Source organism: Flavobacterium chungangense LMG 26729, assembly GCF_000735715.2.
Taxonomy (GTDB): Bacteria; Bacteroidota; Bacteroidia; order Flavobacteriales; family Flavobacteriaceae; genus Flavobacterium; species Flavobacterium chungangense.
Window position 1 is genome coordinate 279,612 of record NZ_JASY01000003.1, and the last position, 13,218, is coordinate 292,829.

Sequence of the window (13,218 nt, forward strand, 5' to 3'; positions counted from 1 at the left end):
GAAAAAAAACTCTAAAATACATTAGTTAATTATCAGTTTTTAAATAACGTTACTAAATCTTAACACCAACTTTTCTTAAAAGACTATCCATAACCTTATTGATATCTGGTGAGATACTAAATTTATAATTTAGATAAAGATATAAAATCGTCACAAAAATGGATTTCAAAGCAATTCCAATTAAAGGATAAACCTGAAATTCCCAAAAATAAAAGGTTAAAAACAAAGCTGTTGTTACAGCCAATGAATATAAATTTTGTTTTGTAAAAGGATACAAATGAAGTTTTTTTACAACAAACAGCAGTTTGGCCAGACTATAAAAAGTAATAGACAACAAGGTTGCAAATGCAGAACCCATAATGCCATAAAGCGGTATGAAAATTACATTTAAAATAAATGTCAGCACCACTAAACCTAATCCTAAAAACAATACAGTTTTGTAATATTTTGTATTAAAAATGATAGCATTATTATTTCCTAAAATCAAATCAAAATATTTAGACAAACCTATCATAAAAACTACCGGAATTCCGCCTCTATATTCGTCAGGAACTATTTCATACAACTGATTAATATTCACAAAAATGCACAACATTACAAAACCTCCCACAATCTGCAGGTTTATTGATGTTTTTTTATACAAAATATTCAATTCGTCATGTTTGTTTTCGTGCATTAATTTAGCCGTAATCGGATATACAATTTGATGCATGGCCCGACTTGGAACCGAAATAACCAAAGCAATATAGGTTGCAACAGAATAATAAGCAATATTCTTGATTTCCATGTATTGATTTAGCATGAGTTTATCTCCATCTAAAAGCAGATTGGCAACACTTCCTGACAAAATAATATAAAAAGTATATTCCATTACGCTTTTTACGTTTTCGGGAATTGTAATTTGAAAATTTGGTCTTTTGATATAAAAGGCATAAAACATCGTTATCAAAAAGGCTACAAAATAAATCGCAGCAGTTAAATAAACAAACTCAACCAATGAAATCCATTTAAAATACAATCCAACTAAGGCAAAACTGGAAAACAGCCTCAAACCTACTTCTTTGATAAAGTTTCCAAAAACAGAATGCATATGAACTCTTGCCCAGGCATAAAATATTTCAAAATAAGCCATACAAATTCCAATAAATGGAATTAAGAGCATAAATTCTTTGACTACGGGATTTTCTTTAGAAACAAAAATCGTAATATCATCAAAGAAAAAGATTCCTATGATTCCCAAAGGAATACACATCAATACCGGAAACAAAGCTGTAAAAGATAAAAATTGTTCTCTTTCTTCTTCAGTATTATATTGCGAGTAAAATTTAACTAAGGTATTCTGCATCCCGATGGCAAACAGGGGCATAATAACATTTGCTGCCGAAAGAATATAATTTGTTAATGCATAATAAGTTGCACCCAAATAAATGGGATACAAATAAAGTGTATTAATGGCTCCAATACCGAAACCTATATAAGTGATTATAGTGTTTTTGAAAGACTGATTTAAGACAATACCCATTTTTTGACTGCAGGATTTAGATTGTAGATTTTTGATTTGCTATTCTACTTTCTTATAATATTTGAAATTGTTATTTCTTTTTAAAATTGATATTTTAACGAATCAATTGTGCTAATTGCCTGGTTAGATTTTTTCTTGAATACTGCTGTAAACCAACTCCATTAGCCTTTAGGTTTCCTTCCAAAAATTGATTATAAAGGTCCAAAATTACACTTTTTAATTTCGCTTTTTCAGAATAATCAAAAAATACTCCTGTATTCGTTTCTTTTATGATATCAGCAAAATCTGACCCTTGAGGACCAATTGCAATTATTGGACGGTTAGATACCATATATTCAAATAATTTCCCCGGAATAATGCTCTTGGTATCTTCAGAATTAATTTCGATTAAAAGCAAAACCTGTGATTTTTTTTGATGTGCAATTGCTTCATGATGTGATACATACCCCAGAAGATTCAAATAATCATTTAGTTTAAATTCTACGATTGAATCAAGTACTTCCTGACTTACTGCACCAATTAACTTAATCTCTAAGTTCGATTTAAAATCAGGAATTTCATTTAACAATTCAACAAGGCATTCCCATAAAAACTTTGGGTTTCGATCTGATAAAAAGGAACCAATATGAGCGAGAGTAAATTTGGTATCCAAAACCTGCTTCTCTACACTTTCAACATCATAACCATTTGTAATCACTGAGATAGGCTTATTGGTTATTGCCTGAAATTCTGTTTTAGTGGTTTTACTGGTTACAATAACAGTATCTGCTGAATTGAGAACTTTATGTTCTAATTGCTTGTGTTTTTTAGATGCATAACTTGACAGACGCAATGCCTTGTGATAACCAATGGTGGTCCAGGGATCACGGAAATCTGCAAACCACTTTACATTTAGTTTTTCTTTTAATTCTAAACCAATCAAATGCAAACTGTGTGGCGGTCCGGAAGTAACAATTGTATCGATATTGTTCTCCTTAATATATTTCTCAAGATAAGACACTGAAGGTTTTACCCAAAAAACACGTGCATCCGGAATAAAAAGATTACCTCGTACCCAAAGAAAAGTTTTGTCTAAAAAAGTCTGTTTCTTTTTATGAGGAAAAATTCCGGAACTGATTTTTTTTGTTTTTTTCTTTGAAAAGATTGAAGCCAATTGATAAGGTTCCCAGATTTTATTTTTAAGAATAATTACTTTATCTGAAATTTCACTTACCAAACCTTCATCAACAATTGGATAAGTTGGGTTTTCCGGAACATAAACGATTGGCTGCACATCAAATTCCGGAAGGTATTTTACAAATTTGAGCCAGCGTTGTACACCAGGCCCTCCAGCTGGCGGGAAGTAATAAGTTATTATTAAGAGCTTTTTTTGTTCCATATTCCAATTCCACAGAAATTCACAAAGTATCTACTAAGTATCACAAAGATTTTAAATTATTTTTGAGTATCTCCGTGATTTCTTTGTGAATCTTTGCGAAAAAATTTTTCAAAATAAACTCCTCCAATTAAAAGCAACAACATTCCAATTGAACTTGCCAGTGTAATGCTGCTACCCGTTTTAACAACCTGAGGTTCGAATTTAAATTCGATAGTATGTTTCCCACCCGGAATTTCCATAGCTCTTAAAACATAATCAACAGGAAAATGATCTGTTAATTGACCGTCGATATAAGCATTCCATCCATTTTTATAATACATTTCAGAGAAAACAGCTAAACCGTCTTTTCCGTTATCCGATTGATATTTGATATAATTTGGTTTGTATTGAATTACTTTTATAGTTCCGGTTGTATCCCATTGTTTTTTTAATCGGGCACTTCTAAATTTAGCTTCATACTCATGAACATTAAAAACCGCAACTTTTTTGGTATCAATATGATCTAACGCCTTCATCACATCATCTGGTTTATTAACAAGTTTTACAGTACTCACAAACCAAGCATTTCCATTTGTATTTGGGTTTACTGTTGGAAATTCTTTTCCTTCCTTATCTGTCTGAATAATGTATTTTACGTTTAACATATCCAAAACTTCCATGTTATTTTTTGCAATCTGATAATCAAATAACTGTTGGATTCTTCTTGGTTTAGCAGCATGATATCCTCCTAATGAATTATGAAAATAAGATGCCCGGGCACTTGACATATTTCCGTTTACTTCGAAAACTCTATAATGCGTAGTATCTTTTAAAATCTGAGCATCTGAAGGGGTTTCCTGAAATGGAGCCGCAATTTCAACCGGACTCACAAAATCTTTTGCTGAAACATATTTTTTATCTACAAAAAACAAATCAAAAACCATTAAAAGGCCAACGATAATTAAAGTGGTATTCTGAGCCAGTTTATTTTTGATAAAGAGCCATAAAATTCCAAAAGTCACTACAATAAAAAATCCTGAACGTAATAAATCTGCAGAATACAAAGTCATTCTGTCTTCTTTTAAAGCATCAACAAATCCAGGGCCGTAACTTTCTAAAAAGTAACTGTCACTGCTTCCTGAAAAATGGAAAAATCCTTTTGCAAATACTAAAATTATAATGATTCCCAAACCAAAAACACCAGTTTGGATAAGTGCTTTTTGCTGCAATTTAGGCTCTTCTTTTGATTTAAAAAACGATTGCAATCCCATAATTGCCAAAACAGGAAAACATAATTCCAAGATAACCTGAATCGAAGAAACTGCTCTAAACTTATCGTACATCGGAACGTAATCAATAAAAAAGTCAGTTAATAATGAGAAGTTTTTTCCCCAGGAAAGCACTAATGAAAATAATGCTCCGCCTAAAAACACATATTTTATTTTTCTGTCATCAATAAACAATGCTAAAACACCTAAAAAGAAAACCACGACACCAATGTAAGCCGGAGCTGCTACAATAGGCTGGTCGCCCCAATAAGTAGGCATTCCTGACACAAAATCCTGTGCTTGTGTAGAAGGAACACCCTGCTCGGTCATAAATGAGTACATACGGCTGTCAGTTCCTACATTTTCATGATTTGAACCACCAAAAAGTCTTGGTGCAATAAGATTAAAACTTTCAGCAATTCCGTAGCTGTATTCTGTAATATATTCGCGGCTTAATGCATTTTCATTGGTCTTCTTAGATCCATCAGGATTAAAAGTTAACTCACTATTGCTACGCGTGCTAAACTTAGCATATTCACTTGTAGCTAATAAATTAGTAGCATTTGCTCCAATTGCTAAAACTCCGGCAATAGCCAAAACACCAATTGAGGTTAAAAATCCTTTATATTCTTTTTCTTTAATGAATTGAAAAGTATAGTACCCTGAAAGTATAAGAAGGAAAATTAATAAATAATAAGTCATTTGAAAATGGTTTGCATTCACTTCTAATGCAACTGCAAACATAGTAAGCAGTCCTCCCCAAATGTATTTTTTTTGAAAAACTAATATAAAACCTGCGATAACCAACGGCATATATGCAATTGCATGCGCCTTTGCATTATGACCAACTCCAAGAATTATAATTAAATAGGTTGAAAAACCAAACGCTATTGCACCAATAAATGCTTTTAAAGGATCTGTTTTTAAAACCAAAAGTAAACCGTAAAAACCTAAGAAATATAAAAATAAATAATCAGCAGGACGTGGTAAAAAACGCAAAACATCATCTAACTTACCTATAAAGTCATTTGGATAATTTGCTCCTAACTGATAAGTCGGCATTCCTCCAAAAGCAGAGTTTGTCCAATACGGCTCTGATTTTTCAGCAGCTCTAAAGTCATTTTGTTCTTTTGCCATTCCGGTATATTGAGCAATATCGGATTGGAAAATTTGTTTTCCCTGTAAAACCGGGTAAAAATAAATTAGGGAAACTAAAATAAAACCCAATATAACAAGGGCATGCGGATAGAACTTATTTACTATTTTCAATTTAGGTTGGTTTGGTTAAATGATGAATCCTGATTATTTCAGGGTACAAACTTAATCTATTTCTTCGTAATCAACATAATCGCCCACTTTTTTGGTTTCGCGTGGATTTTTAGCATTAGCCGTATTAATGATTATTTCATCATTATTGACTTGCGTTTTTTGCCAGGTATTGTTCTGACTGTATGTTTGTTGCCTCTGAAAATTCTCACCTGCTTTTTCTACCGCTTTCTTTACCAGAACAGGCAAAAATATTTTGGCTAAAAATTTAAAAATATAATAAAAAGCTATAACCCACATAATGGTCTTTAATAACCCTGAAAATGATGCTTCTTGCATAATCGTATAATTTTTTTCAAAATTAATAAAACCATTGTTCAAAATTAAAATATCAATCTTAAATAAATAATAAAATATAGTACATTTGAAAACGTTATTACTTTTTAATCAAAAAATACATATATGTTAAAAATTAAAAACTTTTTGATAGCTTGCCTATTTTTATTCCCACAATACTTTTTTGCACAATATACAGATGTTATAAATTCAAATCGCCCGGGAGAAACCATGTCGGCTTTCTCTGTTGGAAAATCCGTAATTCAGGCAGAAGTTGGTCTGTATGGCATAAATGAAAAACATGATGTACAGAATTATGAAGCTACAGGTTTTGGAACTGATTTCACACTTCGCTGGGGTCTTTTTCTAGAACAGCTGGAATTTATCGCAGATATTCAGTATCAAAATGAAACCTTTACTACACCGGTAACCAGTTTTAAAAAAAGCAACTTTAAGCAGACTAATTTAGGTGCTAAATATTTAATTTATGATCCTTTCAAAAACTACAAAGGTGATGTTAATATTTACAGCTACGGCCCAAGTAAAAAATTTAAATGGCGTCAATTAATTCCTGCAGTTTCAATCTTTGCAGGAGCTAATTTTGTTTATAAAAATAATCCATATGCATACAATTCAAATACACTCAATTTTTATTCAAATGAATCCGGCTTTTCTCCAAAAATAATGTTGATGACCCAAAATCATTTTGGTGATGGAAGATGGGTATTAGTATCTAATATTATTGCAGATTATATAGGTACTGATAACTCCGGATATGGATACATTTTAACTTTAACAAGAGGTTTCAACAGTAAATGGTCCGGTTTTGTAGAAAATCAGGCTTATAAAAGCGATTTATATAGTGATCTAATCGTAAGAGGCGGAGCAGCTTATTTATTATCAAGAAACGTACAGGTTGATGCATCAATAAGCAAAAATTTAAAAAATACTCCTTCATTACTTTACGGCGGAATTGGTTTTTCTATACGCTATGATGACAAACATAAAGAAGAACTAACAAGAGTAGGTAAACCCAAAAAGCCTAAAAAGGATAAGAAAGATAAACTTACAAAAGAAGAACAAGAGGCACTCGAAAAAACGCAAAAAGAAGAAGACTATCAGGAAAAAGAGCGCAAAAGAAAAGCAAAATATGAGAAGAAAAAAAAATAGCTTTTTTCAAATCCTTTTAATTTCTTAAAATAATAAAAACAAGTTTAATGATTACAATTAAAGAAGCCAAAACAAAAAAGGAACTAACCGAATACATTAAATTTCCTTTTGCTTTATACAAGGATAACCCATATTGGGTACCTCCTATTATTGCAGATGAATTAGAGTCCTTTGACAAGACGAAAAACCCGGCTTTCGATAATGCGGAGGCCTATTTTTATATCGCCTATAAAAACAATGAAATTGCAGGACGAATTACAGCCATTATTAATTGGGCAGAAGTCAACAACCAGCAAAAAAAGAAAGTTCGCTTTGGATGGTTTGATGTTATAGATGACATCGAAGTAACTAAAGCTTTACTGGAAAAAGTGTATGAACTGGGCAAACAAAACAACCTGGAACACATGGAAGGCCCAATGGGATTTTCAAATTTAGATAAAGTAGGCGTTCTAACAGAAGGTTTTGATCAAATTGGAACAATGATTACGTGGTATAACAATCCTTATTATGTCACCCATTTTGAACAGTTAGGTTTTCAGATCGAGAAAGAATACATTGAAAGTATTTTTCCGTTTTCAAATGTAAAACCAGAATTTTTCCTGAAAGCACAAGAACTCATCAAAAAAAGATATGGCTTAAGATCGTTAACTTTTACAAAGACAAAAGACATTATGCCACACGTTGACAAAATGTTTGATTTATTTAATGAATCTTACGAAAAGCTAGCTTCATTTGTAGCGATATCTGACGTTCAAAAAGAATATTTCAAAAAAAAATATATTAGTTTCATTAACCCGGAATATATCAAATTTGTTGTTGATAAAGATGATAAATTAATTGCTTTCAGCATCGTAATGCCTAGTTTTACAGAAGCACTACAAAAGATAAAAGGTAAGCTTTTTCCATTTGGATTTCTTCATTTATTAAAAGCACGAAAACATAGTAAAGACGTTGTTTTTTATCTTATCGGAGTACATCCGGACTATCAAAACAAAGGAGTTACAGCAATTATTTTTGATGAATATTATAAAACTTTCTCCGAAAAAGGAATTCAAAATTGTATCAGAACACCTGAACTATTAGAAAACAATGCTATCCATTTACTATGGAAAAACTTTGATCCAAAAATTCACTGCCAAAGAAAAACATATCGAAAAGATTTGTCCCAATGGGCATAACGGTAATTCTTATTACAAAGATTTATATATTAAAAAAGGTCGAAATTAGATAATTTCGACCTTTTTTAATTCTGTAAAAGATTATTTCTTTTTATTTTGAGTTTTTTTAGCTGCTTCCTGCTGTTCCATAACTTCCTGGAGACGCTGTTGAAACTTGCTTGGCTTTTTAGGCTCTTTTTGTTTATTTTCCTGAATCTGAGCGTGAATTTTATCAGTGTCAACAATATAGTTTTTAATTACAAACATGATCCCTATTGTAATTAAATTTGAAATAAAGTTATATAAACTCAATCCGGCACCATAGCTATTAAAGAAAATCAACATCATTAATGGTGAAACGTAAATCATGATTTTCATCATCTTCGCCATATCTGGCATACCTTCCTGTTGTGGAGCTGCCATTTGCTGATCGCCTGAAGTCATTTTCATATAGAAGAAAATTGCAATTGCTGCCAGGATTGGAAACAAACTGATATGATCTCCATATAATGGAATATGAAATGGCAATTTTACAACCGAGTCAAAAGAAGACAAATCATTTGCCCAAAGAAACCCTTTCTGTCTTAGTTCAAAAGCTGACGGAAAGAACTGAAACGATGCATACATAAAAGGAAGCTGAATCAATGCAGGGATACATCCAGCCATTGGGTTTACGCCCGCTTTGTTATATAGCTTCATTGTTTCCTGTTGTTTCTTCATTGGGTCTTTTTTGAATTTTTCTCCCAACTCTGTAATTTCAGGACGCAAGACTTTCATTTTAGCCTGCGATAAAAATGACTTATAAGTAATTGGCGACATCGCCAATTTGATAAGAATTGTAAAGATGATAATTGCAATTCCTAATGACAATCCAATTGTTGAACTTAAAAATCCAAATAGCGGGATAAAAATCCATTTATTAATCCATCCGAAAATTCCCCAACCTAACGGAATAATTTTTTCGAAATTTTTATCGTACGATTTTAATACTTTATAATCAGCCGGACCAAAATACCAGTTCATTTTATAATCAATCTCTCCGTTAGAAAATGCTAAAGGGACAGTTGCTTTAAATTGTTTTGTAAAAACTGTATCGATTTTTTCATCTTTAACCAAATTCTCAGAAACTAATTGTGATTTTTCGAAAGAAGTATTTGTTTGTAAGATTGTAGTAAAAAAATGTTGCTTAAACGCTATATAATCAACTTTTTCGGGATTTTCTTCTTTATGATCACCTTGACCTACATAACTTTCTTTTCCTTCTTCGTAATTGTAGTAGATTTCAGCGTAACGATTCTCATAAGAAATGCTTTTTTCATTTCTGTAAGTTTTTAAATCCCATTGTAAATCTAACGATTTAGAAGAATTCAAAACTTTATTTAATCCCTGAGAACGAACATCAAAGCCAACTAAATAATCGTTTGGTTTCAGGATATATTTATATTCCAAAAATTCATTTGCACCAGCTTTCAAACGCATTGATAAAATTTGATCTGCTCCAACTTTAGTCACTGTTGGCTCAAAAAACAAATCTTTAGAATTTAAAGTCCTGTTATCCGTTGTCTGTAACTGAATATTTAAGTTGGAATTATTGTCTTTAATCAATTCTATTAATTGCTTTGAACCTTTTTCGAATCTTTCAAACTCCTTTAATGTAGCTTCAACAATATAACCGCCTTTGTTAGCAATTTTAAGTTTAATCTTTTCGTTTTCGATAGTTGTGTAAGCTTCTTTTGCAGACGGAAGTGTAGCCGAGTAAGCAAAACCCCCTAATGTTTTTTGCAATTGTGCCAGCTGAACAGTATCTCCAGGAGTTGCAGCAACAGGCAAAACAGCAGTTTTAGTTTTATCCGCTTTCTCCTGAGCTTGTTGTTTAGCTACTAATTCTTTCTTGGCTTTTTCAGCAGCAATCTCTTTTTCAGAAGGCTTATTTTGGTACATAATCCAAATAAGGATTCCAAATATCAATACAAAACCAATGATTGAATTAAGGTCAAATTTTTTTTCTTCCATTATAGTTTAAAAAAGTTATTCGTTTTAGAGTATTAGTTATGAGTTTTACTCAAAAGTTACACCCTTCCGGAATATTAATATTATTTTTTATGCGTATTTACAGCTGCAGCCACAAAATTCACGAAAATTGGATGTGGGTTTGCTACAGTACTTTTATATTCAGGATGGTATTGTACACCAATGAAAAATGGATGGTTTTCAAGTTCTACAATTTCTACCAAACCAGTATCAGGGTTAACTCCCGATGCAATTAAGCCCGCTTTTACTAATTCATCTTTATATTTATTGTTGAATTCATAACGATGGCGATGACGCTCAGAAATCGTTTTTTCACCATAAATTCTGTGTGCCAGCGTATTTGGTTTAATATCGCATTTCCATGCTCCAAGTCGCATTGTCCCTCCTTTATCTGTAACTGTTTTTTGGTCTTCCATTAAATTTACCACAGGATGCTTGGTTTTATCATTCATCTCGGTAGAATTCGCTTCAGCATAGCCTAAAATATTTCTTGAATATTCGATAACCGACATTTGCATTCCTAAACAAATTCCGAAAAATGGAATATTATTTTCACGTGCAAAACGAACTGCCTCAATCTTCCCTTCAATACCTCTTTCACCAAAACCGGGAGCGACTAAAACACCATCAAGAGGGCCTAATTTTTCTTCAACATTATCAATATTGATATGTTCTGAGTGTATAGAAATTACATTCACTTTAGTTTCATTTGCAGCACCGGCATGAATAAAAGCTTCTAAAATGGATTTGTAACAATCCTGCATTTCTACATATTTCCCAATCAAACCAATATTTACGGTCTGTTTAGGATTTTTTAATCGGCGTAAAAAAGTGTTCCATGTTTTTAAATCCGGAGCAGCTTTTTTAGGTAAATCTAATTTTTTTAAAGCCACAACATCTAATCCTTCTTCAAGCATTAAATTTGGAACTTCATATATTGTTGAAGCATCGATAGATTGAATAACTGCTTCTTTTTTTACATTACAAAATAAAGCCAATTTATTGCGCAATTCCTGAGACAATTCGTGCTCTGTTCTGCAAACCAAAATATCTGCTTTAATACCGCTTTCCATCAACGTTTTTACAGAGTGCTGTGTTGGCTTTGTTTTTAACTCCCCGGCAGCAGCTAAAAATGGTACTAAAGTTAAATGAATTACAATTCCATTATTTTCACCCAACTCCCAAACTAATTGACGAACAGATTCTATATAAGGCAACGATTCAATATCACCCACAGTTCCGCCAATTTCAGTAATAACAATATCATAATCGCCTGATTTACCAAGCAATTGCATTCTATCTTTAATTTCATTTGTAATATGAGGAACAACCTGAACCGTTTTTCCCAAAAACTCTCCTCTTCTTTCTTTTTCAATAACCGAAAGATAAACTCTTCCTGTAGTAACGTTATTCGCCTGAGAAGTAGGAACATTCAAAAAACGCTCGTAATGACCTAAATCCAAATCAGTTTCTGCACCATCGTCCGTTACATAACATTCTCCGTGTTCGTACGGATTCAATGTGCCCGGATCTACATTAATATATGGGTCGAATTTCTGAATAGTGGTACGATATCCCCTTCCTTGTAACAATTTAGCCAAAGATGCCGCAATAATTCCTTTTCCTAATGAAGAGGTCACACCTCCTGTAACAAAAATATATTTTGTTTGATTCATTCTGTAGTTGTTTGTATTGTAGTTGTGTAAAAAACTTGGCAAAAGTACAAATTAAATTAGACAATTTCTCTATTCAGGAATGAGATAATTTTGCAAATTTTCAGGTAGAAGACGAATTGTTTCCATAATCAATATTTTCTATCTCTCAATTCTTATTTTTTTTAACAATCATCTGATTTTAGAAACAATTTAAATCAATACTAAATCATAAAATGAAAAAAGAAAGAACAGCAAACTAAAAATTGCATCAGAAAAAATCAATAATTTAAAATTAGACAATTTGACAATGACATTTAAAAAAAACCTAACTATCAATTGAATAAGAAAAAACAAAAAAACTTTTATGCTATAAACATTAAAAAGTATTGCTTTCTCAAAATTCAATCTCAGAATCTGCGAAAAAGCTCTTGTCAAGCCACGGCTTTTACAATAAGTTTGTGGTAATCCATGACAGGAAGAGCTCAATCTAAAACTTATATAAGGTGATAAGTAAGAATAAAAAAAGATAAACATAATTAATAGTGCAAAAATTATATTTATCTTTTTATAAGATTCCAGTTCGTAAGAAGATTTGATCTGTTTCACTAAAAAGTGTAATTATTTTATTCTTCAACCGTAACAGTAGTATCTGTTACAATATGCGCTTCTTTATTTAATGAATCTTGTATTTCTATTTTTTTCGCTTCTACTTTTATAGAATCGATAGCATCAGATATCTCATCTTTATGAGCAATAGCAGTTGCACCAATAGTCCCTACTACGATTAAAACCCAAACAATTACAAATACTGTAGCAGCAATTCCAAGAATCAAACCTGCTTTTGGCATTGTTGTAGATGCATTTTCTTTTTTAGCCTGAGACATTCCAATTGCCCCTAAAATAATTGCCAGCACTCCGAAGATGATTGCAATTAAACCAAAACAAGGAATAAAAGCCGTAATGGCACCAATTATACCTAATACTAAAGCAGCAACGCCCAGTCCCTGACCAGCATTTGATTGTGAATTTTTTTCCATATCGTTTTATGTTAATTTTCACAAAAATAGAGAAACGCCAACTCGAAAATCCTACAGCACCAGAAAGTTATCAACATTTAAAAAGTAATTTTCTCACTAACTCAATTATTCTTAAAATACCCTTGTTACATCCTGATAGATGTTCATAGAAAAAGCAAAAACCTATTTTAAAGGCTTTGGATATTGTTTTTTAATATTCCGAATCAGTTCTTCCAGTCCGTTTAATTTTAGTTCATAAATAAGTTGCAATTGCTGCCCTAATTCTCCTTTTGGAAAACCTTTATTATGATACCAAACTACATAATATTCGGGTAAATCAATTAAAAAACGGCCTTCATATTTCCCAAAGGGCATTTTGGTATGAGCTAATTTTATAAGAAGTTTTTTGTCTTGTTCCATTTTAAAAAGAAAAGAAGCAA

General features: G+C 31.9%; 10 protein-coding genes. 2 read left to right on the forward strand and 8 right to left on the reverse strand.

Translation table 11 applies throughout. The features are described from left to right. Window positions 1–52 precede the first annotated feature (52 nt). The 4 genes from JE46_RS08925 to JE46_RS08940 form a co-directional block, all read right to left on the reverse strand. Window positions 53–1,522 (reverse strand): oligosaccharide flippase family protein, encoded by a 1,470-nt coding sequence (locus JE46_RS08925; RefSeq protein WP_031454927.1) that lies wholly within the window; start codon window positions 1,520–1,522, stop codon window positions 53–55. A 94-nt stretch (window positions 1,523–1,616) separates the two neighbouring features. Beyond that, window positions 1,617–2,900, reverse strand: coding sequence for a glycosyltransferase family 4 protein (locus tag JE46_RS08930; RefSeq protein WP_031454928.1), 1,284 nt, complete (start codon window positions 2,898–2,900; stop codon window positions 1,617–1,619). Window positions 2,901–2,956: 56 nt separating this feature from the next. Next, window positions 2,957–5,416 (reverse strand): YfhO family protein, encoded by a 2,460-nt coding sequence (locus JE46_RS08935; RefSeq protein ID WP_031454929.1) that lies wholly within the window; start codon window positions 5,414–5,416, stop codon window positions 2,957–2,959. 51 nt (window positions 5,417–5,467) lie between these two features. Further along, window positions 5,468–5,752, reverse strand: coding sequence for a DUF4834 family protein (locus JE46_RS08940; RefSeq protein ID WP_031454930.1), 285 nt, complete (start codon window positions 5,750–5,752; stop codon window positions 5,468–5,470). Between the two features lie 123 nt (window positions 5,753–5,875). On the opposite strand from JE46_RS08940, the gene JE46_RS08945 reads away from it, so the two are divergent. Next, a complete protein-coding gene (locus JE46_RS08945) occupies window positions 5,876–6,919 on the forward strand; it encodes a transporter (RefSeq protein ID WP_031454931.1) in 1,044 nt (347 codons plus the stop codon). Between the two features lie 47 nt (window positions 6,920–6,966). Next, window positions 6,967–8,097, forward strand: coding sequence for a GNAT family N-acetyltransferase (locus tag JE46_RS08950; protein ID WP_031454932.1), 1,131 nt, complete (start codon window positions 6,967–6,969; stop codon window positions 8,095–8,097). A gap of 81 nt (window positions 8,098–8,178) precedes the next feature. Here JE46_RS08950 and yidC read toward each other — a convergent pair whose 3' ends face one another. The 4 genes from yidC to JE46_RS08975 all read right to left on the reverse strand — a co-directional run bounded on the left by yidC (window position 8,179) and on the right by JE46_RS08975 (window position 13,198). After that, window positions 8,179–10,089, reverse strand: a complete 1,911-nt coding sequence (yidC, locus tag JE46_RS08955) for a membrane protein insertase YidC (protein WP_031454933.1) — start codon at window positions 10,087–10,089, stop codon at window positions 8,179–8,181. A gap of 80 nt (window positions 10,090–10,169) precedes the next feature. Continuing rightward, window positions 10,170–11,783 carry a CTP synthase gene (locus tag JE46_RS08960; RefSeq protein ID WP_031454934.1) on the reverse strand — a complete coding sequence of 538 codons (1,614 nt, stop codon included), beginning with the start codon at window positions 11,781–11,783 and terminating at the stop codon, window positions 10,170–10,172. Between the two features lie 602 nt (window positions 11,784–12,385). Then, on the reverse strand, window positions 12,386–12,799 hold the full coding sequence (locus JE46_RS08970; protein ID WP_051872855.1) for a DUF4190 domain-containing protein: 414 nt from the start codon (window positions 12,797–12,799) through the stop codon (window positions 12,386–12,388). Between the two features lie 162 nt (window positions 12,800–12,961). Beyond that, the gene (locus tag JE46_RS08975; RefSeq protein WP_031454937.1) at window positions 12,962–13,198 is read right to left on the reverse strand and encodes a DUF3820 family protein; all 237 of its coding nucleotides are present in this window, start codon (window positions 13,196–13,198) and stop codon (window positions 12,962–12,964) included. Between the last annotated feature and the right edge of the window lie 20 nt (window positions 13,199–13,218).